Source organism: Corynebacterium sp. CNCTC7651 (assembly GCF_021496665.1).
GTDB lineage: Bacteria > Actinomycetota > Actinomycetes > Mycobacteriales > Mycobacteriaceae > Corynebacterium.
This window is the reverse complement of the sequence record NZ_CP071246.1, coordinates 2,061,196-2,084,843: the sequence shown is the minus strand read 5'-3', so window position 1 is coordinate 2,084,843 and position 23,648 is coordinate 2,061,196. Positions and strand designations below refer to the sequence as shown.

General features: G+C 65.1%; 19 protein-coding genes and 2 pseudogenes. 12 read left to right on the top strand and 9 right to left on the bottom strand.

Translation table 11 applies throughout. The annotated features are described in order from the left end of the window. Positions 1 to 64: 64 nt before the first annotated feature. Positions 65 to 1,417, top strand: a pseudogene (locus tag JZY91_RS10000) (UDP-glucose/GDP-mannose dehydrogenase family protein). A gap of 226 nt (positions 1,418 to 1,643) precedes the next feature. Here JZY91_RS10000 and JZY91_RS11765 read toward each other — a convergent pair. The 5 genes from JZY91_RS11765 to JZY91_RS09975 form a co-directional block, all read right to left on the bottom strand. Beyond that, complete coding sequence (locus tag JZY91_RS11765; protein WP_304504130.1) at positions 1,644 to 3,560, bottom strand: hypothetical protein; 1,917 nt, start codon at positions 3,558 to 3,560, stop codon at positions 1,644 to 1,646. Positions 3,561 to 4,204: 644 nt separating this feature from the next. Continuing rightward, positions 4,205 to 4,588 (bottom strand): type II toxin-antitoxin system death-on-curing family toxin, encoded by a 384-nt coding sequence (locus JZY91_RS09990; protein ID WP_370639290.1) that lies wholly within the window; start codon positions 4,586 to 4,588, stop codon positions 4,205 to 4,207. A 29-nt stretch (positions 4,589 to 4,617) separates the two neighbouring features. Then, complete coding sequence (locus tag JZY91_RS09985; RefSeq protein ID WP_234947722.1) at positions 4,618 to 4,824, bottom strand: hypothetical protein; 207 nt, start codon at positions 4,822 to 4,824, stop codon at positions 4,618 to 4,620. 33 nt (positions 4,825 to 4,857) lie between these two features. Next, positions 4,858 to 6,213: a pyridoxal phosphate-dependent aminotransferase gene (locus JZY91_RS09980; protein WP_234947721.1), complete on the bottom strand. Its 1,356-nt coding sequence runs from the start codon at positions 6,211 to 6,213 to the stop codon at positions 4,858 to 4,860. Between the two features lie 174 nt (positions 6,214 to 6,387). Further along, positions 6,388 to 7,062 carry a DUF1707 domain-containing protein gene (locus JZY91_RS09975; protein ID WP_234947720.1) on the bottom strand — a complete coding sequence of 225 codons (675 nt, stop codon included), beginning with the start codon at positions 7,060 to 7,062 and terminating at the stop codon, positions 6,388 to 6,390. Positions 7,063 to 7,447: 385 nt separating this feature from the next. Here JZY91_RS09975 and JZY91_RS09970 point away from each other — a divergent pair, with 385 nt between their 5' ends. After that, complete coding sequence (locus JZY91_RS09970; protein ID WP_234947719.1) at positions 7,448 to 7,756, top strand: hypothetical protein; 309 nt, start codon at positions 7,448 to 7,450, stop codon at positions 7,754 to 7,756. A 10-nt stretch (positions 7,757 to 7,766) separates the two neighbouring features. On the opposite strand, the gene JZY91_RS09965 is transcribed toward JZY91_RS09970, so the two are convergent. Both JZY91_RS09965 and JZY91_RS09960 read right to left on the bottom strand, forming a co-directional pair. After that, the gene (locus tag JZY91_RS09965) at positions 7,767 to 9,776 is read right to left on the bottom strand and encodes an ABC transporter ATP-binding protein (protein ID WP_304504129.1); all 2,010 of its coding nucleotides are present in this window, start codon (positions 9,774 to 9,776) and stop codon (positions 7,767 to 7,769) included. Then, positions 9,773 to 11,438, bottom strand: a pseudogene (locus tag JZY91_RS09960) (ABC transporter ATP-binding protein). The gene JZY91_RS09965 and the pseudogene JZY91_RS09960 overlap by 4 nt, the downstream one beginning before the upstream one ends. 110 nt (positions 11,439 to 11,548) lie before the next feature. Here JZY91_RS09960 and JZY91_RS09955 point away from each other — a divergent pair. After that, entirely contained in the window at positions 11,549 to 12,631 is a 1,083-nt protein-coding gene (locus JZY91_RS09955; RefSeq protein ID WP_234947718.1) for a Fic family protein, read from the top strand. On the opposite strand, the gene JZY91_RS09950 is transcribed toward JZY91_RS09955, so the two are convergent. Continuing rightward, on the bottom strand, positions 12,628 to 14,061 hold the full coding sequence (locus JZY91_RS09950; RefSeq protein ID WP_234947717.1) for an FAD-dependent oxidoreductase: 1,434 nt from the start codon (positions 14,059 to 14,061) through the stop codon (positions 12,628 to 12,630). The two genes, JZY91_RS09955 and JZY91_RS09950, sit on opposite strands and share 4 nt — an antisense overlap. Positions 14,062 to 14,339: 278 nt before the next feature. Here JZY91_RS09950 and JZY91_RS09945 point away from each other — a divergent pair, with 278 nt between their 5' ends. The 8 genes from JZY91_RS09945 to JZY91_RS09910 are packed head-to-tail and all read left to right on the top strand — an operon-like array spanning position 14,340 to position 21,666. Beyond that, entirely contained in the window at positions 14,340 to 16,010 is a 1,671-nt protein-coding gene (locus tag JZY91_RS09945; protein ID WP_234947716.1) for a nitrite/sulfite reductase, read from the top strand. Next, a complete protein-coding gene (locus tag JZY91_RS09940; protein WP_234947715.1) occupies positions 16,007 to 16,282 on the top strand; it encodes a hypothetical protein in 276 nt (91 codons plus the stop codon). Before JZY91_RS09945 ends, JZY91_RS09940 begins: the two co-directional genes overlap by 4 nt. A 4-nt stretch (positions 16,283 to 16,286) precedes the next feature. Beyond that, positions 16,287 to 17,072 (top strand): phosphoadenylyl-sulfate reductase, encoded by a 786-nt coding sequence (locus JZY91_RS09935; RefSeq protein WP_234949123.1) that lies wholly within the window; start codon positions 16,287 to 16,289, stop codon positions 17,070 to 17,072. After that, positions 17,065 to 17,967 carry a sulfate adenylyltransferase subunit CysD gene (gene cysD / locus JZY91_RS09930; RefSeq protein ID WP_234947714.1) on the top strand — a complete coding sequence of 301 codons (903 nt, stop codon included), beginning with the start codon at positions 17,065 to 17,067 and terminating at the stop codon, positions 17,965 to 17,967. The genes JZY91_RS09935 and cysD overlap by 8 nt, the downstream gene beginning before the upstream one ends. Continuing rightward, a complete protein-coding gene (locus JZY91_RS09925) occupies positions 17,967 to 19,319 on the top strand; it encodes a sulfate adenylyltransferase subunit 1 (protein ID WP_234947713.1) in 1,353 nt (450 codons plus the stop codon). Before cysD ends, JZY91_RS09925 begins: the two co-directional genes overlap by 1 nt. Before the next feature lie 21 nt (positions 19,320 to 19,340). Next, the gene (locus JZY91_RS09920) at positions 19,341 to 20,024 is read left to right on the top strand and encodes a sirohydrochlorin chelatase (RefSeq protein ID WP_234947712.1); all 684 of its coding nucleotides are present in this window, start codon (positions 19,341 to 19,343) and stop codon (positions 20,022 to 20,024) included. A gap of 1 nt (position 20,025) precedes the next feature. Beyond that, a complete protein-coding gene (locus JZY91_RS09915; protein WP_234949122.1) occupies positions 20,026 to 20,955 on the top strand; it encodes a sulfite exporter TauE/SafE family protein in 930 nt (309 codons plus the stop codon). Positions 20,956 to 20,979: 24 nt separating this feature from the next. Beyond that, positions 20,980 to 21,666 (top strand): GPP34 family phosphoprotein, encoded by a 687-nt coding sequence (locus JZY91_RS09910; RefSeq protein ID WP_234947711.1) that lies wholly within the window; start codon positions 20,980 to 20,982, stop codon positions 21,664 to 21,666. Between the two features lie 238 nt (positions 21,667 to 21,904). Here the strand turns inward: JZY91_RS09910 and JZY91_RS09905 are convergent, their stop codons facing one another. Next, positions 21,905 to 22,429 carry a type 1 glutamine amidotransferase domain-containing protein gene (locus tag JZY91_RS09905; RefSeq protein ID WP_234947710.1) on the bottom strand — a complete coding sequence of 175 codons (525 nt, stop codon included), beginning with the start codon at positions 22,427 to 22,429 and terminating at the stop codon, positions 21,905 to 21,907. A gap of 98 nt (positions 22,430 to 22,527) precedes the next feature. On the opposite strand from JZY91_RS09905, the gene JZY91_RS09900 reads away from it, so the two are divergent. After that, positions 22,528 to 23,625 (top strand): HNH endonuclease signature motif containing protein, encoded by a 1,098-nt coding sequence (locus JZY91_RS09900; RefSeq protein ID WP_234947709.1) that lies wholly within the window; start codon positions 22,528 to 22,530, stop codon positions 23,623 to 23,625. Positions 23,626 to 23,648 lie beyond the last annotated feature (23 nt).

The following is a 23,648-nucleotide window of genomic DNA, read 5'->3' as shown; positions in this document are numbered from 1 at the left end:
TTCCGACGAAAGCCCCCACCCGCAACGCCCTGCAACCAGTCGGCTTGTGTGCATAATCGACTGCATGCGTATGACGGTGATTGGTACGGGCTACTTGGGGGCTACCCACGCGGCCTGCATGGCGGAGCTGGGCCACGAAGTTCTTGGTGTGGATGTGGACCAGGCAAAGATCGACTCCCTGCAAAACGGTGAGGTGCCGTTCTACGAGCCGGGCCTGCCCGAGGTGCTGGAGCGCAACCTCGAGGCCGGCCGCCTGGCGTTTACCACCGATTACGACAGGGCCGCTGAGTTCGCCAACGTCCACTTCATCGGCGTGGGCACCCCGCAGCAGCGCGGCTCCTATGCGGCGGACACCCGCTACGTGGAGGCGGTCATCGAGGATTTGGTGCCCAAGCTTGAAGGCGAGCACATCATCTTCGGCAAGTCCACCGTGCCGGTCGGCACCGCAGCAGCGTTGCAGGCTCGCGCGGACGAGCTCGCACCTGAAGGCACCACCGTGGAGATCGCCTGGAACCCGGAGTTCTTGCGCGAAGGCTACGCGGTGCAAGACACCATCACCCCGGACCGCATCGTGCTCGGTGTGCGCGGCGCCAACACCGGTGAAACCACCCGGGCGGAGGAGGTTGCCCGCGAGGTGTACGCCACCCCGCTTGCGAACAACACCCCGTTTATCGTCACCGACCTGCAGACCGCGGAGTTGGTGAAGGTGTCCGCGAACGCGTGTTGGTGAAGGTGTCCGCGAACGCGTTTTTGGCTACCAAGATCTCGTTCATCAACGCCGTTTCCGAGGTGTGCGAGATCGTGGGTGCGGATGTGACCCAGCTTGCGGATGCGATCGGTCACGACGACCGTATGGAAGTTCCTTGGTGCGGGTCTTGGTTTCGGCGGCGGGTGCTTGCCGAAGGACATCCGCGCGTTCATGGCCCGCGCCGGTGAGGTGGGTGCGGATCAGGCGTTGACGTTCCTTCGTGAGGTGGATGCGATCAACATGCGCCGCCGCCAGCGCGTGGTGGACCTCTCGCGCGAAGTACTCGGCAGCTTGATCGGCAAACGCATCACCGTGCTGGGTGCGGCGTTCAAGCCGAACTCGGACGATGTGCGCGATTCGCCGGCCCTGGCTGTTGCCGGTCAGCTGTCTTTGGCGGGTGCGAGTGTGCGTGTGTATGACCCGCAGGGCATGGACAACGCGCGCCGCGTGTTCCCCACCCTGGACTACGCGACATCGCTGGAGGACGCGCTGCGTGGTGCCGAGCTGGTGATTCTTGCCACTGAGTGGGATGAGTTCAAGCAGATGGACCCCACCTGGGCCGCAGGCCTCGTCGAAAAGCAACTGCTTATCGACGGTCGGAACGTCCTGCCCGTCACCCAATGGCAACACGCCGGCTGGGAAATCCACGCCCTCGGCCGCAGCCTGTAGCTACTACCTTGTCCAGACGCAAACCCCGGCTAACCCCGGGGTAGGCAAATGGCGTGGTGACAATCCGCCTGAGGGGAATCCAGGTGGCCCGAAAACACAATTTCGAGCTTCCCGCTCTCATGCTGGCACGGGCCGGTGGACCAACCTGGCGAAACGCATAGGGTAGCAACTAACTGACCCCGGGGAGCGGGTGTGCTCTGCTCGCCGGGGTCTGATGCTGTGTGGGCTAGTTGCCTGCGCGCACCAGGGCGTTGTTCAGCGCCGTGTCAAGGCCCAATGCCTTGGCAGCGATGATTAGTGCGACCGGGACGACCACCAGCGGGATCAGGATCGCGGCAGCTAACTGACCCGGGGTGAGCGTGGCAAGCGAGGACCAGGACCCGCCCTGGGAGAACTGTGCGGGGACAAGCGTGTCGACGCCGCCGATCACCCACGTGCCGTTGGCGCTCAGCACAGGCGTCTGGCCAGTCGCCGGGATGCCGGTGTTGCGGTTGCCGATCCACCAAGTTCCGTTGTTACCCACGTACGGCTGGTTGTATACGAGCTGGGTAGCAGAGTCACCCTTCGGACCGGCCGGGCCCTGGGGGCCCTGAACACCTGCTGGACCCTGCTGCCCTGGCGCGCCGTTTGCGCCAGGCTCACCCTTCGGGCCCTGCGGACCCGGCTTACCCTGCGTGTTGACGCCGGTATCAATGTTTCCTACCCACCAGTTGCCGTTCGGGCCAATATGCGGGATCACGGGTTGACCGTCTTCGCCCTTCGCACCCGCAGGACCCTGGGGACCCTGTGCGCCTGCAGGACCCTGGCGACCTTGCGGCCCAGCGGGGCCTGCAGGACCTTGCTGTCCGGCGGGGCCTTGCGCCCCGGGGAGGCCCTGCTCACCTTGCGACCCAGCGGGGCCCTGAGGACCGGTTGGGCCGGCAGGACCTTGCGGACCCTGTGCGCCTGCAGGACCAGCCGGACCAGTCGGACCCATCTTGCCCTGAGGGTCGATTCCGGTGTCCCAATCGCCAACCCACCAGTTGCCATTGGAGCCGATGTGGGGGACGACGAGTCCGCCGTCTTTGCCATCGGTACCGTTTCGGCCGTCCTTACCGTCTTTTCCATCCTTGCCGTCCTTGCCCGGCTCCCCCTTCAGAGAGTCAAGGAACTGCTGGACAGACTTTCCGGCGTTACCGGGCTGTTCAAGCCACAGGTCGTAAGCAGATTTTCCTGGTACGCCCTGGCCAGCGGGGCCGGTGGCGCCAGGCTTACCCGCGGGGCCCTGTTCGCCTTGAGGGCCGCGCTCACCTTGCGGGCCCTGTTCGCCTTGGGGGCCGCGCTCACCTTGCGGGCCCTGCTCGCCCTGCGGGCCACGCTCACCCTGCGGGCCGGGCTCGCCCTGAGGACCTGCTGGGCCTACCGGGCCGGGCTCGCCCTGCGGGCCACGCTCACCCTGCGGGCCGGGCTCGCCCTGAGGACCTGCTGGGCCTACCGGGCCGGGCTCGCCCTGCGGGCCACGCACACCCTGCGCCTTCACACCGAGGTCTTGGTCACCGACCCACCAGTTACCGTTCTCACCGATGCGGGGCGTAGTTTCAATTTTGCCCGGCGCGCCCTGCGGACCGGCGGGGCCTTGGGGTCCCTGTGCACCGGTGGAAGGCTTCCCGGTATCCACCCCGTTGATCCACCAGTTACCGTTCTCACCAATTACCGGAAGGTCGTCGAACGGTTTGTGGCTAGACTGCACCGGAACGTTGAACTCGGTGCCCACGTTCTGGTTCTCGCCGTAACGGGCAACAGTCGAGCCATCGGACTTGTAGCGCGGTTTGCCCTGCACCTGCACACGCACAATGTTCTGCGCATTGGAGTATCCCTGCGGGAGGAGGAGGCTCACAGCTCCGTTGTTGTCGACGCTTACCTTCGCGCCCTCGACCGCCCGACCGCGGTGGTCCGTGACAACGCCGGTAAGGCGGCCAAGATCCCCGGTGGAGAGGTTGTTCACTGTTGCGCCGGTCGGCTGTGCAATACCGTTCGGGGCTACCTCATTTGTTGATCCTAGGAGCACGTTCAGGGGCTGGCAGTTATCGTTCTCGCTCGGCCACGGCTTAACCTTGCCCTCCGCCTCGATCGATACCTGGACGAAACGGCCTTCCTCGTTCAAGGTGTTCTGGCGAACTTGATTGCCCCCGACTGACCATGCGTACAAGCCGGATGGGGATGGTGAAGCCGTGAAAGAATCCTTCCCGCCGAAAACGGTGCTTGTGCCGCCGTTCGCTTTGGACGGCGGAGTGGTTTGGTTAACTGTGCCTGCAGATACCGGGGTGCCCAGAGAAGCTGCACCGTACGCGAGTTTCAAGCCGGTACCTCCGCCAGTACCGGAACTAATCTCAGCGGTAACCTTCGCGGACAAGGGACCGTCGTAGATTCGCTCTTGGCTACCGTCTGTCTTCAACCACGGAGTAGCGGTAAACGGGGCACCGCTTCCTAGCGTATAAGCCGTGTCAACGCCCACGGTGAGACCGCTCGCGCTAACAGCTTCTGCATTACCGTTGCCAATAGCCTGCGTTGCGGCCACTTTGACGGCACACGTACCGCGGGCCGCCCCAGCCGGTGGGCTCTGCGGGGCGGCGGTAGCGTGCGGTGCGACGAGCGCGCTCGCACCAAGCGCCAGCGTGACAGCGCCGGCAACCAGGGATTTCTTCATGGGGGAAGCTCCGATCATGGGAGGGAAACAACTACCTCCCAACGTATCGGCAGCTACGCTCTCCGCCTCACACATTCATGTGGTGTCGCAAAACTAATCGATCAAAAGCGCGTGTCCGACGCATTGCTGCGAAGTGTCGGCTGACCGTCAACTGACGATCGCAGCATCAACGCGATTTCATCCAAAGACGGGTGGGTGGAGGCAATATCGCAAACGATATTGAACCAAGATTCATCGCTGATCAAATTGTCATCGATGCCTTGCGATGAAAGCATCAGCGACGCTAGCAACACCCCGGCGCGCTTATTCCCGTCGTAGAGAGGATGGCTGGACTCGATGCTGTCTAGCAACGCTGCAGTCTTGAGCCATATATCTGGATAGAGTTCCACCCCCTCAAACTGCTGCCATGGCCGTTCGAGCGTGGCCTCCAGCAGCCCCCAATCTCGGATGTGAAAACCTTGGTCTTCTAACCACTGGCCAACGATCTGGCTCCGCAGGACCGCTCTTGGGTCCCTTATGCGTCTTTGAGACGCTCCATAAGTTCAGCTCGTGTGGCAAAGATGCGGTCCAACTCGCGGTGAGCAAATCTACGGGCTTCGGATCGCTCCCATTCCTCTCGGATGAGCCGGTCAACAACCTGCTCCTTGGAAGCACCGCAGCTCGCAGCGATGCCCGTGAGCATCTTGTCCTGTGTAGCGTTAAGCCGCAGCGTCGTGGTCATGGACCTGACACTACAGCGACTTGTCCGTTCGCGTTAGTGCTGGTGGTAATCCGCCAGGAAGTTCCCCAAGCGCTCGATGGCGTTTTCCAGCTGGGATGCCCACGGCAAGAACACCACGCGGAAGTGGTCCGGCTTGGGGTAGTTGAAGCCGGTGCCCTGCACCATGAGAATCTTCTCGGCCTTGAGCAGGTCGAGCATGAAGCGCTCATCGTCGTGGATGTTGTACATCTCCGTATCCACCTTGGGGAAGCAGTACATTGCGCCCTTCGGCGCAACCACGCTCACACCCGGGATTTCGCGGAGTTTCTGCACGGCGACGTCGCGCTGCTTGCGCAGGCGGCCGCCTTGGCCGGTGAGCTCGTAGATGGACTGGCGGCCGCCAAGCGCCACCTGAATGGCGTGCTGGCCGGGCACATTCGCGCACAGGCGGGTGCCGGAGAGCAGGTCCAAACCCTCGATGAAGCCGGTGGCGCGGCGACGCGGGCCGGTGATAATCATCCAGCCTGCGCGGTAGCCGCACACTCGGTACGCCTTGGACAGTCCGTTGAACGTTACGCACAGCAGGTCGGGAGCTACCTCGGCCATGGAAATGTGCTTGGCGTCTTCGTAGAGGACGCGGTCATAGATTTCGTCGGCAAGCAAGAGCAGCTCGTGCTCGCGCGCAATGTCCGCGATGCCCTCCAGCACCTCACGGGAGTACACGGCGCCGGTGGGGTTGTTCGGGTTGATGATCACGATCGCCTTGGTGCGGTCGGTGATCTTGGAGCGGATGTCCTCCAGGGACGGGTTCCACTCGTCCTCTTCATCGCACAAATAGTGCACCACCTTGCCGCCGGCGAGGGTGGAGGCCGCGGTCCACAGCGGGTAGTCGGGGGCGGGGATGAGGATCTCGTCGCCGTCGTTAAGCAGAGCCTGCGTGACCATAGTGATCAGCTCGCTCACGCCGTTGCCCAGGTACACGTCGTCGATGTCGAACTCGGGGAAGTCCGGGATCTCCTGGTAGCGGGTCACCACCGCGCGCCGGGCAGGGATAATGCCTTTCGACGTCGTGTATCCCTGAGACGTTGGAAGGTTCGCGATCATGTCGCGCATGATCACGTCCGGTGCCTCGAAGCCGAAGATGGCCGGGTTGCCGGTGTTGAGCTTGAGAATCGTGTGACCGTCTCGCTCCATCTGCTCCGCGGTGGCGCTCACCGGGCCGCGGATGTCGTAGAACACGTCCTTGAGCTTCTCCGCCTGGTCGAAGTGGCGGTGCTTTTTCAGCGGCTTCGTCCCGGCTGGCGTGCTCTCGCGCTCAGCGGCTTCTTGCGCCTCATGCGTCTCTCGTGCCGGTGGTTCAGCGATGAGTTCGGCCCCTGCGGTGACCCCGGTCTCTGCGTTGCTGCTCATGTGGCTCATTCTATGCGTCACTTCAGTCACAGGAGTCGCGCGGGGCAAAGCGTGGCGAGAAGAAATGCGCCACATTGTGGATTCGGCGGATGTATGTGTGGTTCCCACATCTATCTGCGCCAAATCCAATATGTGCGCATCCCAGAAAAAGCTATGTGTGCCCGCGTGCCCGAGCTAATTCCCCTTGGGCTTGAACCGGTCAAGGGTGTCCTGGGCCATGCCCAACGCATCGTTTGTCAGGCGGTCAATCTGCGCCTTCCGCTCGAGCTTGCGCTGCGCCTGCTCGTAGGCGTGCGACGCCTCAAGCTCCAGCGCCTTCGCTTTTGCTACTTCACGACGGTTGCGTTCCAACTGGTTCAGAGTGGGCATGTACCAGTCGTCCGGGCCGATCTTCATAATGTAGAGCAGCACGAACAGCGTCGGAATCAGCAGCATAGCCAGACCGGAAAGCACCGGCGCGTTGATCCCGGCGCCAATGCCCATCGCCCCGATCGCCCCAATGGTGCCCAGCCAGAATGCGCCCGCGCGTTTGCGCTGGCCCGCGCGGCGGGCCGCCATGATCTCCGGGGCGGTGTAGACCTGCAACTCGTTGCCGGCAGCGCCGGTGGTTGCCTGGGACCAGATGGTGGAGCCGGTGCCCGTAGCGGCGCTCGGGCTGAAGTTCGGCCGTTGCGGAATGTCCTGGAACAGCGGGGTCAGATCCGCGTGGTAATTGGCGGCGGCGACGGCCTTGCAGCGCGTGTCGTACTCGTCGAGGCTGAGGCGGCCCTCGCCGAACGCCTTGCCCAAGGCGCTCATCGCTTCGGTGCGCTCGGCGTCGGAGAGACGGAGATTATGCGGGTGGGTCACGCAGAACATCTTAGCGGGTCAGTGGGAGGCGACCGGATCGCGTTTGTGAGTGGGCGCAGATGTCTTGTGGGAGGGTGCTGGTACGTATACGATTCGTACACAGGCAATCGGGGGGATTGAAAGTGTTTTTCGAACTTAAATGGACGGATTCAAGTGAGGCACATATCGCTCGTCACAATGTTCTTCCGGAGGAGGTGGCTGAACTGCTGTCGGGGGAACCTCTGACAATAAGGAAGGGTAGAGAACAGACGATTATCGCCCAAGGAACAACATTTTCGGGCCGCTATCTCTTGGCGGTGTTGGCGGAGGCGGAGGATGGCAGGTACTTCGTTGTCACAGCTCGAGACATGACAATCGGGGAAACCCGGGTGTACCGGAGGAAGAAATGAACCAACAATCTATTGACGAATTACGTAACTACTACGACAACAGCGATATTTCTGAGGCATTGGAGGACGCGGAGCCCACGGCTTTCGGCGACCAAGCTGGACCGGATGCAATGTCTGCATTCACGGTCAGGCTACCTACCCACGTCCTCAACGCCGTGCGTGAGATTGCACGACGCGAGGGCCGTACGACCGGCGCGGTGCTGCGTTCCATGGTCGAATTGGGGGTTGCAGAAACCGCCAGCGATGACGCAGTTGTCCCGGTGAGTGAACTGCGAAAGCTCATCTCCTCGGCCAAGGGTGCATAGTCCGAACCCATCACTCCTCCTCGGCGAACTGGGTCTGTTGCAATTCCCAGTACGCGCCGCGGGCGGCCATGAGGTCTTGGTGGGAGCCCTGCTCCACAATGGTGCCGTCGCGCATGACGATGATCAGGTCGGCATCCCGGATCGTCGACAAGCGGTGCGCGATGACAAAGGAGGTGCGGTCCGCGCGCAGTGCCTTCATCGCCTCCTGCACCAGGACCTCGGTGCGGGTGTCCACGCTGGAGGTGGCCTCGTCCAGGATCAGCAGCGCCGGCTGCGCCAAGAACGCGCGGGCGATGGTGATCAGCTGGCGCTCGCCGGCGGAAATGCTGCCGCCGTCCTGGTCCACCTCGGTCTGGTACCCGTCCGGCAGCGCGCGCACGAAGCGGTCCACGTAGGTGGCGCGGGCGGCCTCCAGCACCTCTTCATCGGTGGCATCCAGGCGGCCGTAGCGGATGTTGTCCATGATCGTGCCCTTGAACAGCACCGCGTCTTGCAGCACCATGCCGATCTGGCCGCGCAGTTCAGCGCGGGAGAGCTCGCGGATGTCCACGCCGTCCAGCAGGATCGCCCCGCCGTCCACCTCGTAGAAACGCATGATCAGGTTCACCAGCGTGGTCTTGCCGGCGCCCGTCGGGCCGACAATCGCCGCGGTCTGGCCGGGATCCACGCGCAGGTTCAGGCCGTGGATCAGCGGCTCGGTGTCGGCCTTCGTCTCGGCACCGTTTTCGGCGGTGCTGTAGCTGAACTCCACGTCATTGAACTCCACCAGCCCGCGAGCGCGGCCGCCGAGGGACGCGTCGGAGGAATCGGCTGTCTCCTCGGTGGCGTCGAGAAGCTCGAAAATGCGCTCGGCGCTGGCCACGCCGGACTGCAGCATCTGCATCATGCCGGCGATCTCGCCCAGCGGCTGGTTGAACTGGCGGGAGTACTGGATGAACGCGGTGGCGTCGCCGAGCGTGAGGCGCCCGTTTGCTACCTTCACGCCGCCGAGGAGGACCGCGATGGCCACGTAGCTCAGGTAGGAGATGAACTGCATGATCGGGTGCATCGAGTTGGACAGGAACTGCGCCTTCTGCGCCGCGCCCGCCAGCTCCTCGTTGCGGCGGCCGAACTCTTCGCGCATCTGCTCGGTGCGGCCGAAGATGAGGGCAACGTCGTGGCCCGAAAGGCTCTCCTCCACGTGCCCGTTCACGTCGCCGGTGGCCTTCCACTGGGTGCGGAACTGCCGCTGAGATCGAGTGCCAATCAGCCCCATCACCAGGCCGGTCAGCGGGATGGCCAGCAGGGCAACCAGTGCGAGCTGCGGGGAGATCGTGAACATCATGACGATGATGCCCACCAAGGTCAGCACCGCGTTGAACAACGACGCCAGGGATTGCTGCAGCGCGCGTTCCACGTTGTCCACGTCGTTGGTGGTGCGGCTCATCATGTCGCCGCGCTGGCGGGTGTCAAAGTAGCTCAGCGGCAGACGGTGCAGCTTCGCCTCAATATCCTGGCGCAAGCTGTACATCGCGCGCATGGTCAGCCGGTTCAGCAACGCGCCCTGCGCCCACATCAGCACACCGGACACTACGTACAGCGCCAGCACCGCGGTAATCAGCGTGCCCAGGCGCGAGAAATCAATCCCGTGGCCGGGGTTCAGGTCCATCGCGCTGGCCATATCCGCGAACCGTTCCTGGCCCGCCGCGCGCATTGCCTCGACGGCTTGCTCCTTGGTCACGCCCGGGGGCATTTGCTTACTGACGACGCCCGAAAAAATCACGTCCATCGCCCGACCCATCACCCTCGGCGCATACACGCCAAGGAGGACGGAGGCGGCGTTCATGACGAACACGGCCGTAATCGCCAGCTTGTACGGCGCGAGCAGCCCCATCAGCCGTTTCGCGGACGGCCAGAAGTGCTTCGCCTTGCGGGGTGCCTTGCTGGAGTAATCGTCCCCCGCCATCTTCTCTTCGTACTCGGCGAGCTGCTCATCGCTCAGCTGCCCGTCGCTCATCTGCTCAGTGGTGTTGTTGCTCATGCGTCCACCGCCTCCTGGCTGCGAGCGATCTCGCGGTAGGTCTCACTCGATTGCATCAGCTCCGCGTGGGTGCCGCGATCCACAATCTCGCCGGCCTCCATCACCAGAATCTGGTCAGCGTCGGTGATACTGGCCACCCGCTGCGCGACCACGATCTGCGTCATGGTCCCCGTGGTGCCAGCGAGGGCACCACGGAGATTCGACTCGGTGAGGGCGTCGAGGGCGGAAAAGGAGTCGTCGAAAAGCATGATGCTCGGGCGCGCAACCAAGGCGCGCGCAATGCACAGCCGCTGCCGCTGACCGCCGGAGACATTGGTGCCGCCCTGGGAAATGGGCATGTCAAGCGTATCGACGAACGTTGCCTGCGCCGTGCCCAACGCCGCCCACAGCTCCTCATCCGTCGCGTCCGGGTTCGCGGTGCGCAAATTACTTGCGACGGTCCCCGAAAACAGCCACGGCTTCTGCGGAACCATGGCCACGCTGCCGCCCACGCCCACGGTGCCGGAGGTGGGGCCGTAAAGGCCGGGGATGAGGCCCAGCAGCGTGGACTTGCCGCTGCCCGTCGCGCCGATGATGGCCGTGGTGGTGCCGGGTTTGGCCTCGAAGCTGATGCTCTTTCAGCACGGGCGCTTCGGCTCCGGGGTATTGGTAGGACACGTCGTCGAAAAGCACAGTGCCCTCGGGGGCCGGTGCGATGGGTGCGGTCTCGCGCGGCGCGTGGGCAAGGACTTCCCCCACGCGGCGGGCGCAGACGATGGCGCGCGGGAGCATCATGAGCATGAACACGCCCATCATCACGGCCATCAGGATCTGCATCAGATACTGCATGAGTGCGGTCAGCGCGCCGACATCGATCAGGCCCTCATCCACGCGGTGGCCGCCGAACCAGAGGACGGCCGCGGTGGCGAGGTTGAGGATCAGCATGACCACGGGGAACATCAGCACGTACGCGCGTCCGATGTTCAAGCCCAGGCGCGTGAGGTTGGCGTTCGCCTCGGTGAAGCGCCCGGTCTCGTGCTCCTCGCGGCCGAACGCGCGGATGACGCGGATGCCCGCAATCTGCTCGCGCACGACGCCGTTCATGGTGTCCAGGCTGGTCTGCCACTGCCGGAAGATCGGCATGAGGACGACCGCGAAGATGGTCACCGCCACGCCCAAGACCAGCACGGCGGTAATGACCAGCCAGCTCATGCCCGCGTCCTGGCGCACCGCCATAATGACGCCACCGATAGCCATGATCGGTGCTGTGACCATGAAGTTCAACGCCAGCAGCAGCGTCATCTGGATCTGCTGCACGTCGTTGGTGCCGCGGGTGATCAAGGTGGCGGTGCCGAAGTGGTCCATGTCCTCCTTGTTGAAGGCGGTCACGTGGTCGAACACCGCCGCGCGGATATCGCGCCCGGTGCCCATCGCGGCCTTGGAGGCGAACCATACGGCGCCTATCGCGGCGGCAACCTGGACGAACGCGACCACAAGCATGATGCGGCCGGTCGCCCAAATGTAATCGACGTCGCCCTGGGCTACGCCGTTATCGATGATCGCGGCGTTGAGGTCCGGCAGGTACAGCGTCGCCAGAGCGGTGATCAGCTGCAACACCACCACCGCCGCGATCTGCGGGCTGTACCGCCGGGCGTAGCGCCCGATGATGTTGATGAGGTCCACAACCCGCAGATGCTACCCGCGCGATGTCGATCAAATCGACATGTTCACGCGACATGTCGATTTTGGGCGCGGAAATCGACACGTCGTGACGACGTGTTTATGCTTTCGACATGTCGCCCTTCGATCCAGATCGGCCCTTCAACGATCTCCCGCCCCTCCCGCCAGCGGAAACGCTTGAAACCGCGCGGGTGCTTAAAGCTGTGATTGAGGCGCGGTCAGAGCTTGCGGCGTTGAACACCGCGTGCAGGCTTATTCCAAACCCGGACATTATTACCTCCACAATCCCGCTCCGCGAGGCGCAGGCCTCCACCGAGATCGAAAACATAGTCACCACGAATGATGAACTGTTTCGTGCAGAATGGAACGTTGACCCCGCACCGAATCCCGCGACTAAGGAAGCGTTGCGGTACAGAGATGCACTGCGCCACGGCGTTGACCTGCTGGATTCACGGCCGGTGTCGGAGAAGTTGGCGGTAGAGGTATGCTCCACGCTCCAAGGCCAACCCGCAATGCTGCGTTCGACACCGGGAACCTACATCGGGGATCCGTCGAAAAACCTGCGACTCTACACACCCCCTGAGGGTACCGAGGTAATCCAGCAACACCTCGCCGCATGGGAGCGCTATCTCTATTCGAATCACGGGCTCGACCCGATCGTGCTCATGGCGGCTGCGCATTATCAGTTCGAAGCAATCCACCCGTTCTATGACGGTAACGGCCGCACCGGCCGCATCCTCAACATCCTGCTGCTACTGCAGGAAGGCGTGCTTGACCTTCCGGTGCTGTACCTCTCGGGCCATATTGTGGACAACAAGAGCGAGTACTACCGCTTCCTCCGTGCCGTCACCGCAGAAGGCGCGTGGGAGGAATGGATTTTGTTCATGACCGAGGCGGTTACCACCTCTGCCCAGAGCACGTTCCTGCTTATCGACGCCATTTCTAATCTGCAATCCCGCACCACCGAGCAGGTTCGTTCCCTCGGGATCGCTCCCGCCGCAGAACTTACCGAACTGCTTTTTGTACAGCCGTACGTCCGCATCAACGACGTGGTGGGTGCCGGTCTTGCCCAGCGCCAAACAGCATCCGCGTGGCTATCCCAGCTCGCGGCGGCCGGCGTGGTGGAAGAACATCGAGCCGGCCGCTCTAAGGTCTTCCTCAACACCGCCGCGCTGGAAGTCTTGACCTCGCGCTAGCCCTTGGTGTGGGTGGTGTGGGCGAGCATGTCCTCCCACTCCACGAACTTCTTGCGCTCGCGCGGGTTGGTGGCGCACTCCGCGCCGGCGGCGCGCTCCGCCTCATCCAGGCGGTACCAGCCGTCCCAGGTGGCGTAGTTCACGCCGCGGGACTTCAGCAGTTCGAGTACGGCGTCCGGGTCGTCCGTGGTCGGGGCGGCCAGGCGGCCGGCCAGTGCGTCGGCGACCAGCATGTCCGTGGTCTCCTTCGCGTCGGACTTGGTGTTGCCGATCAGGCCGACCGGGCCGCGCTTGACCCAGCCGGTGACGTACAGCTTGTCCACCGGCTGCGGCTCGCCCGCGGCCTCGCCAGCACCGGCGCCGGTGAGTTCGGCGTCGGCGCCGGTGACGGTGCCGTCGGAAAGCACGTGCCCTCCGTCGTTGGGGATCACGTGGCGCTCGAAGTCGAAGGGCACGCCCTCGACCGGCTCGGAGCGGTAGCCCACGGCGTGGTAGACCTGCTGGACCGGCCAGTCGGTGAACTGGCCGGTGGCGCGGATGCCGCCCTCGCCGTCGAGCTCTTGGCGCTCGGTGCGGATGCCCACAATGCGGGTGTTTTCGCCCTCGCCCTCGGTGAGCACCTCAACCGGGTTCTCGAAGAAGTGGATGTAGATCTTGTGCGGAGCATCATCCGGCTCGCGCATGGCGTAGGACTCCAGCACGTTGCACACCAGGTCCACGGACTTGTCGGCGCGGCGGACTTCCTCGCTCAACGCGTCATAATCAATGTCCTCCGGATCCACCAGCACCTGGATGGTGGGGGACTCATCCAGCTCGCGCAGCTCCTTCGGGGTGAACTTCGCCTGGGCGGGGCCGCGGCGGCCGAACATGTGCACAACCTCGGCCTTGTTATCGCGCAGGGTCTCGTACACGTTGTCCGGGATCTCGGTGACTAGGAGCTCTTCGCCCGTCTTGGCCAGCACGCGGGAGATGTCCAGCGCAACGTTGCCCACGCCAACCACGGCGACTTCCTTGGCGCTCAAGTCCCAGGAGCGCTCGAAGCGCGGGTTGCCGTCGTAGAAACCGACGAACTCGCCGGCGCCGATGGAGCGCTCGCCGCCCGGGATCAGCAGCTCGCGGTCGCGGACGGCGCCGGTGCTGAACACCACTGCGTCATACAGCTCGGTGAGCTCCTGAACCGTGATGTCGCGGCCGACGGTGACGTTGCCGATCAGGCGCAGGCCTTCCTTATCCATCACCTGGTGGAGGGACTTCACAATGCCCTTAATACGCGGGTGGTCCGGCGCAACGCCGTAACGGATCAAGCCAAACGGCGCCGGCATCTGCTCGAACAGGTCCACCGTGATGTCCACGTCCGTGTTCTTCAGCAGCAGGTCAGAAGCGTAAATTCCGGCAGGGCCGGCACCGACAACGGCAACGCGCAGGCTCATAGATCTCGTGTCCTTTCGCAGGGTTTCATTCACTATCCCTGCCAATATAGCCGATAGACAATGCTGTCTGTAAAACCCGGCAATTTTCATGCGCGCGCCGCGGCGGCCGGCGCAAACCCGCCAAGCGGCCGCGAAAAAAGTTTAGATTCACCCGTGTTACGCCAGCTCTAGGCGGTTTCGGCCCGACACTCATTGCGGTAGACAGCACGGTTCGGCATGCTTTCGTTCAATCGTCGATAAGCGACGGAAGCAAGACAGGTCGGTCTAGATCAAAGGGAGTGTCCGTGAGCGCACCAACGGTGAAGCGACCCCGCGCAGCCAAGCCAGAGGGGCAGTGGCTGGTGGACGGCCCCGCGCCCCTGAACAGGGACGAGGAGATCAAGCAGGAATCCGAAATCTGGGCCGTGAAGCAGCGCGTGATAGACACGTATTCCAAGCTCGGCTTCGACGCCATCGACCGCGAGGACCTGTACCCGCGCTTCAAGTGGCTCGGCCTGTACACGCAGCGCAAGCAGAACCTGGGCGGCGAGCACACGGGCGAGGACAACAGCGTGCTGGAGGACAAGTTCTTCATGATGCGCGTGCGTTTCGACGGCGGCCGCTGCACCACTGCCCAAGCCCGCGCCGTCGGCGAGATCTCGCGCGACTACGCGCGCTCCACCGTGGACCTGACGGACCGCCAGAACATCCAGCTCCACTGGGTGCAGGTGGAGGACGTGCCCGCGATCTGGGAGAAGCTTGAGGCGCACGGCCTGAGCACGTGGGACGCGTGCGGCGACGTGCCGCGCGTGGTGCTGGGCAGCCCCGTCGCGGGCATTGCCAAAGACGAGATCATCGACGCCACCCCGGCCATCGAGCGCATCCAGGAGATCTTCCTGGACGACGAATTCCAGAACCTCCCCCGCAAGTTCAAGTCCGCCATCTCCGGCAACTCGCGCCAGGACGTGATGCACGAGATCAATGACCTGGCGTTCATCGGCGTCGAGCACCCCGAGCTCGGCCCCGGCTTCGAGTGCTACGTCGGCGGCGGGCTGTCCACCAACCCGATGCTCGCGCAGTCCCTCGGCGCGTTTATCACCCTCGAGCAGGTGCCGGAAGTGTGGGCGAACGTGGTGCGCATCTTCCGCGACTACGGCTACCGCCGCCTGCGCAACCGCGCCCGCCTGAAGTTCCTGGTGGCGCAGTGGGGCGTGGAGAAATTCCGCCAGGTGCTGGAGGAGGAGTACCTGGGTTACGCGCTCCCGGACGGCCCGCGCGCGCCGTGCAACCTCGGCGGCCGCGACCACATCGGCGTGCACGAGCAGGTCAACGGCAACGTCTACATCGGGGTCAAGCCCACGCTCGGCCACATGTCCGGCGAGCAGCTCATCGCCGTCGCGGACCTTGCGGAGCGCTACGGCGTCACCCAGCTACGCTTCACCACGTTCAAGGAGCTTTTGCTTATCGACGTCTCCCCAGCCGACGTCGATAAGCTCAAAAGCGAGCTGGAGGAGCTGGGCTTAAGCAGCGAGCCGAGCGAGTTCCGCCGCGGCCTGATCTCCTGCACCGGCCTGGAGTTCTGCAAGCTGGCGCACGTGACCACCAAGTCCCGCGCGATCGAGCTGGCGGATGAGCTGGAGGAGCGTTTTGGTGACCTGGATTCGCCGATCACCATTTCGCTCAACGGCTGCCCGAATGCGTGCGCGCGCCACCACGTTTCCGACATCGGGTTCAAGGGTCAGATGGTGGCCGGCCCAGACGGGGAGAAGGTGGAGGGTTTCCAGGTGCACCTGGGCGGCACGATCGGCGAGGGCGCGAATTTCGGCCGCAAGCTGCGCGGCCACAAGGTGCTGTCGACTGAGCTGACCGACTACGTCACCCGCGTGGTGCAGCACTACGTGGACCAGCGCGAGGGCGGCGAGACGTTCCGCCAGTGGGTCCAGCGCGCAGAGGAGGATGACCTGCGATGAGCCTGCGCCGCGCACCGAACCCCAACCGGAACCACCCCACGTTCTGCCCGTACTGCGGCGGGGAAGAACTGTGGCCGGCGGAAGAGACGGACTTTTCCTGGACGTGCGGGGAGTGCCTGCGTCTTTTCGAGGTGAAGTTCTACGGGCAGGACGATCCTGCCACCGCGCCGGCGGCCGCCCGTTCCACCCCCGACGCGCTGCAGGAATCCCTCCGTCGCCGCGGACACACTGCGGTCCTGATCGGAACCGGAGATACTGGCAAGAATGAGTAAGAACATGATCAACCTCCTGCACACCCAAGGCGGTGGCAGCGGGTTCCGCGATCCGGAGGTCAGCCCCGAGGGGCCGACAACCACCGCGCCGCTGGACCCCGAGACCGCCCAGCGCAACGCCCAACTGGTGGAGGAGTACGCCGCCGAGCTGTACAACGCCCCCGCGGAGGAGATCCTCGCCTGGGCCCACGAGCACGCGCCGGGCCCGCTGGTGGTGACGCTGTCCATGGAGAACACCGTGCTGGCGGAGCTGGCCGAGCGCCACCTACCCGGCGCGGATTTCCTCTTCCTGGACACGGAATACCACTTCCCGGAGACGCTCGCCGTGGCGGACGACGTGGAGGCGCGCTACCCGCAGCACCGCCTGGTGCGGGCAACGGCGCAGCTTTCCCGCGCTGAGCAGGACGAGGTGTACGGCCCGAACCTGTACCTGCGCGAGCCCTCCGCCTGCTGCCGCATGCGCAAGGTGGAGCCGCTGGCGGTCACCATGAGCCCGTACGTCGGCTGGGTGACTGGCCTGCGCCGCGCGGACGGCCCCACCCGCGCCGAGGCCCCGGCACTGTCGCTGGACGGCACCGGGCGGCTGAAGATTTCCCCGCTGGTCACGTGGAGCCTCGAGGACACGGAGGCGTACGAGCGGGACAATAACCTGATCATCCACCCGCTGACGCGCCAGGGTTACCCCTCCATCGGCTGCGCCACCTGCACCATGCCGGTGGCGGAAGGGGAGGACCCGCGCGCCGGGCGCTGGGCATTTGCAAACAAGACGGAGTGTGGTCTGCATGAATAACCAACTTTCGCCGCACCTGAAGGATTTGGAGAACGAGTCGATCCACATCCTCCGGGAGGTCGCCGGCCAGTTCGACAAGATCGGGCTGCTGTTCTCCGGCGGCAAGGATTCCTGCGTCGTGTTCGAGTTGGCCCGCCGCGCGTTCCAGCCAGCCGCGATGCCCATTGAGCTGCTGCACGTGGATACCGGCCACAACTTCCCGGAAGTTATTGAGTTCCGGGATGCGCTCGTCGCAAAGCATGGTGCCCGCCTGCGTGTGGCGCACGTGCAGGACTGGATCGACCGCGGTGACCTGGTAGAACGCCCGGATGGCACGCGCAACCCGCTGCAGACGGTGCCCCTGGTGGAGACCATCGCGGAGGTGGGGTACGACGCCGTGCTCGGCGGCGCCCGCCGCGACGAGGAGCGTGCCCGCGCGAAGGAGCGTGTCTTCTCCGTGCGCGATTCCTTCGGCGGCTGGGACCCGCGCCGCCAGCGCCCCGAGCTGTGGGACCTGTACAACGGCGGCAAGCTGCCGGGCGAGAACATCCGCGTGTTCCCCATCTCCAACTGGACCGAGTCGGACGTGTGGGAGTACATCGGCGCGCGCGGCATCGAGCTACCCAGCATCTACTTCGCGCACGAGCGCGAGGTGTTCAACCGCGGCGGCATGTGGCTCACCGCGGGCGAGTGGGGCGGCCCGCGCGAGGGCGAGGAGATTCAGACCCGCCGCGTGCGCTACCGCACCGTGGGCGACATGAGCTGCACCGGCGCCGTGGACTCGGATGCTGAAACCATCGATGAGGTGCTCGCCGAAATCGCCACCTCCACCCTGACGGAGCGCGGGGCCACGCGTGCCGACGATCGCTTGAGCGAGTCCGCAATGGAGGACCGCAAGAAGGAGGGCTACTTCTGATGACCACTACTGACGCCACGGCCTCCCAAACTCTGGCGCACCGGGAAACCCTGCGCCTGTGCACCGCCGGCAGTGTGGACGACGGCAAGTCCACCTTCGTCGGCCGCCTGCTGCACGACACCAAATCTGTGCTGGCCGACCAGCTCGCCTCCGTCGAGCGCACGTCCGCGGACCGCGGCTTCGAGGGCCTGGACCTGTCGCTTCTGGTGGACGGCCTGCGCGCGGAGCGCGAGCAGGGCATCACCATCGACGTGGCCTACCGCTACTTCGCCACCGACAAGCGCACCTTCATCCTCGCCGACACACCCGGCCACGTGCAGTACACCCGCAACACGGTCACCGGCATGTCCACCTCCCAGGTGGTGGTGCTCTTGGTGGACGCCCGCAACGGCGTCGTGGAGCAGACCGTGCGCCACCTCACCGTCGCGCACCTGCTGGGCGTGAAGACGGTCATCCTCGGCGTGAACAAGATCGACTTGGTGGACTACTCCCAGGAGGTCTTCGAGGAGATCCGCGCCGCGTTCGAGGCGAAGGCGCAGGAGCTGGGCATCGCAGAGCCGATCGCCATCCCGATCTCCGCGCTCAAGGGCGACAACGTTGTGGAGCGCTCCACCAACACCGGGTGGTACACCGGCCCCACCGTGCTGGAGGTGCTGGAGACCATCCCGGTCAACTCTGGCCGCGCCCTCGACCTGCCGTTCCGCTTCCCCATCCAGTACGTCCTGCGCGAACACGCCTCCGATTACCGCGCCTACGCGGGCAAGGTCACCGCTGGGAGCATTTCGCTTAACGACGCAATCACAGCACCCGGCGGCCGAGAGACCACCGTGGTTGGCATCGACACCGCCGACGGCGAGGCCGAGACCGCCCAGGCCGGTGATTCCGTGGCGCTGCGCCTGGCCCACGACATCGACCTGACCCGCGGCGACCTGCTTGCGGCAGCGCCCCGCCCGGAGGACGTGCGCGAGTTCGCCGCCACCGTGGTGGGCTTGACGGAGAAGGACATCACCGCGGGCAAGGCCGTGAAGCTGCGCTACGGCACGTCCCTGGTGCGTGCGCGCGTGGCCAGCGTGGACCGCGTGCTGGACATCGACTCCGCCGCTGGCGACAAGGTCGCCGCTGGCGATGGCACCGCCAGCGAGAGAATTGACGACGGGTTCGGCGGCGACGGGTTCGGCGGCGAGCCGCTCGGCGTCGGCCTCAACGACATCGCCCACGTGACCATCCAGACCGCGGAGGACCTGCCGGTGGAGGAGTACGCCGCCCGCGGCGCCGTCGGCAGCTTCCTGCTCATCGACCAGGCCAGCGGCAACACGCTCGCCGCCGGCTTCGTGGGGACGCGCCTGCGTTAAGCGCGCAAGAGGAAAACGACCATGACCGCGCTGATCACGCTCTCACACGGGTCCCGCCATCCGGCGGCCCGCGCCGGCATTCAGGCGCTGACCCGGGCCGCAGCTCAAACGCTGCAGGTCGAGGGCGTGGACGCGCATCTGGAGTTCATCGCCCCAACCCTCGAGGAAGCCGCTCGCGACCTCGGCCAGCCCGCCGTCGTCGTTCCACTGCTGTTCACCGAGGCGTTCCACGCCACCCACGACGTCCCCGCGCACCTCGCGGCCGCCTCCGCGCACGCCCCGCTCACGCTCGCACGCGGGCTGGGCATGGGCGAAGACATCGCGGCGGTGCTCACGAGCCGCCTGCTTGCCGACGCCCCCTTAGGCGCCCTCATCGTCCTCTACCCAGTGGGTACGTCGGATGAGGCGCAGGCGGAAGGGTATGAGGTGCTTGCTTCGAACGTCGTCAAGCAAAGTGCCCGGGAAGTGCGGGTAGCTGCCGCGACGCGCGGTGGCGAGGAAGCCCTGACCGAGCTGGCGCGGAAGCACGGCGACCTGCATGTTTTGCCCCTCTTTGTTGCGGAGGGGCTGCTGCTGGACAAGGCGCGGGAGGCGATTCCGCGCATCGAGGCGGCGACCGGGGCGCGCGTGACGTGTTCTGAGCCGTTGACAACTGACCTGGCCGCGATTGTGGCCGAACGCTATCTGGAGGTGCGTCATGCGTAATCTGACCGCGCTGCTGCTGATTTCCATCGCGGGCTTCGCCGCGCAACTTGTGGACGGCGGGCTGGGCATGGGTTTCGGCGTCACCTCTACCACGATTCTGATCATGCTGGCGGGGCTGACACCTGCGGCGGCGTCCGCGGTCGTGCACACCGCGGAGCTGGGGACGACGCTGGTGTCCGGCGTGGCGCACTGGCGCTTCGGCAACGTGGACTGGCGCACGGCGTTCGCGGTGGGTATTCCGGGCGCGATCGGCGCGTTCACCGGTGCCGTGGTGCTGACGCAGCTGCCGATGGAGCACGCGCGGCCGATCATGTCCGCCATCCTTGCGGCAATTGGCGTGAACCTGATGCTGCGTTTCGCGCGCGGGTTGACCAGGCGCAAGCTGTCGCCGCAGCCGCACTCCAAGAGGTTCCTGGGCGGACTTGGGCTGTTCGGCGGCTTTGTGGATGCCACCGGCGGCGGTGGTTGGGGCCCTGTGACCACCTCCGCGCTGCTGTCCGCGGGACGCAGCGAGCCGCGCCGCATTGTGGGCACGGTGAACACCGCGGAGTTCCTGGTCACCGCGGCTGCAACTGCCGGCTTTGTGGTGGGCATGTGGAACGACCTGCTGGCCAACCTCGCGGCCGTGGTGGCGCTGCTGGTTGGCGGCGTGATCGCCGCGCCGATTGCCGCCTGGCTGGTGACGCGCCTCAACCCGATCCTGCTCGGCGGGTTTGTAGGCACCCTGATCACCATGCTCAACGTGCCCGTGGTGCTGGCCGCGCTGGGGCTGGACCATTACCTGTGGATCCCGCGCGTACTCATCTTCGGCATCGGCGCCGTCTTGTCTTGGCGCGGCGTGATGAAGGCGCGCGCCAACTCCAAGGCCGCCTCCGAGAAAGAGGGCGCGACGGCCGAAGACACGACGATGATCGTTTCCGCCACGAGCTAGCCTGCCCAGTTTTATGCTGAACGCATGCTGATCTCGGAGCAAGTTTTCCTGTTGCTCACCACCGACAAGGGTGGGGCGGAACCGTGGGTGTCCAGCTACCGTCGTTTCGCGCTCGGCGCGGCGGCGTTGGCGGATCTGGCCTTGCTCGGGGCGATTGAGATCAGCCCGGACCGCCGCGGGAAGGTCACGCCGCTGCCGTTGGTGCAGCCGCTGCCCACGCCTCTGCTGCGACACGCGCACGAGTTGATTCAGCGCAAGCCCGGCCGCCGCGCCTACCACTGGATTACGGATACCCGCTTTGGCCGCATCGACTACGCCGCGGCATCCCTGGTGCAGCAGGGGATCCTGGAGGAACGCTCCCGGGGGTTCCTGTTCGTCCAGTGGCCGCACTACCCGGTGCGGGACGGGTCCGTCGAGCAGCGTCTGCGCGGGCGCATCCACCAGATCTACCGGGGGCAGGCTCACGAAACGGTCAACGAGGGCGTTGCGCTCCAGCTTATCGACGCAATCACAGCCACCCCCAACGTACTCAAAAACGAAACGCGCGACCTGGCCCGGAAGGACAGGAAGCGCGTGCTCGATGAGATCTACTACTCGCTGACGTCGCCCGAACTCAACCGCACGCCGCCCGAGGTCGCGGCGGCCATCCGCGGCGTCAACGACGCGCTTGTCGCCGTCGTCCGGGCGGCCAAGCATGCCGCGCGATCCTAGCTAGAACGTGAACGTCCAGAACTCGGTGCCCTGGCGCTGCATGGTCCGGCTCGGTGCGGCGCTCGAGCTCGGCGCGGCGCTCGCCCCGGCCGGGGCGTCGGCTCGGGAGCGTCATCAAGCGAGGGCCCCGGCGAGCAGGCGGAGGAGGCGCGGCGTTTCATAACGCCAGATTACCGCGCGAAAACCGCCCCGAGGCTGCGGAAGCCTCCGGGCGGTGAGTAGCAGCGGGCGGGGCGCTTTACTTGGCGAACTCCTCCACCAGCGCCTTGTTGAAGGCCGGCAGGTCGTCCGGGGTGCGGGAGGAGATGAAGCCGGAGTCGACCACAACTTCCTCGTCCACCCAGTTCGCGCCAGCGTTGACCAGGTCGGTCTTCACGTTCTCCACGGAGGTGAGCTTGACGTCCTTGAGCACGTCCGCCTCCGCGAGGATCCAGCCGCCGTGGCAGATCACGCCGATCGGCTTGTCCGCAGCCTTGAACGCCTGCACCAGGGCGACGGCATCCTTGTCAATGCGGATGGTGTCCGAGTTTACGGTGCCGCCGGGGAGAATAAGTGCGTCGTAGTTAGCCACGTCCGCCTCAGCGGTGGTGACGTCCACAGTCACCTTGGCGCCCTTCTTGCCCTCGATCTCGCCGGTCTCGGTGGAAATAACGTGGGTGGTTGCACCCGCGGCCTCAACGGCCTCCTTCGGGGAAGTCAGCTCGGAGTCCTCGAAGCCGTCGGTTGCCACAATTGCGATTGTCTTGTTGTTCAAATCAGCCATGCGCACCACCGTACGCGAATTCGGTTCCCTCCGTTTTCACATCTTGGTGTGCACGGGCGGGGTTCCGGTCGGGCCCGTGCACCGCTACCGTCGGGGGCATGAATCTCATGTCGTTCCTCGAGGCCATGGCCAGCAGCCCGCTGGACCTGTTGGCCGGGTTCGACGTTGACCAGGCCGTCGCGCTTGGCATCGAGCCGACGAAGGCTCGCACTTGGGCCGAGCTTTACGACGTTTACTTGGGCACCACCCACGCCCACAAACAGCAGAAGAAAGCTGTGGCGCTAGTGGCGGAAGCCGGCGTGTCGCTCGATGAGCTGGTGTTTTTGGAGCGGCACCTGAAGAAGGTCGCGCCCCAGGAGCGCGGCCGAAAGCGGCTGGACGTGCTGAGCGCGGTGGCAAGCGCGCGGCCGAAGACCTTCAACGCGTTCACCCGCGCTGTGAAGGCGGCGGCACCGATCGAGCCGAAGCCGCCGAAGAAGGGCGCGTTCTTCACCAGGTCCCGGCACAAGATGCGCGGGGTAACAATGTGGATGGATGAGCACCGCGCCGCCGAGTGGGAGCACTTCGCGCGCGAGGGCATCGACGAGACGCAGTCCGCCGCACCGCAAATGCTGGCCAAGCTGGACGCGCTGTTCTCCGCCAACGCGAGCGGAGAGGGAGGCCAGGTCATCCCGGCCGCCGTGCCGCGCCCGATCGTCAGCGTTCCGCTGCCGGACTGGGTTGACATCCTCGAGGGCCGCGGCGAGGAGGTGGTGCTGGGACTTACCGACGGCACCACCATCACTGGCGCCGAGTTCATCGAACGCTTTGTCGCGGCCGCGGAGAACCACCTCGAGTTGGCGTTGGTGAAGCCGGGCTACGGCGCGGTGAACCTGTACGACACCAGCCGCTTCGCCAACGAGAAGCAGCGGACGCTTGCAAGCTTGGTCAACCCGGTGTGCCCGTGGCCGGGGTGCAAGAGCCCGGCGGTGCACAACCAAGCCCACCACGTCACTCCGTGGAAACAGGGCGGGCACACCAACCTGAACAACCTGGTGATGGTGTGCAGATACCACAACCACGTCAACGACGACGACGTGGGACGACATAAACGCGGCCGAGTGGAGATGCGCGGCGGCGAAGGCATCTGGATCTCGCCACGCGGTGTGCCGGTGCGCAACGATTACCACCCCTACGGCGTCCTGCGCGGGGGCTAAACCCTGCGCAGGGGGAATATTGC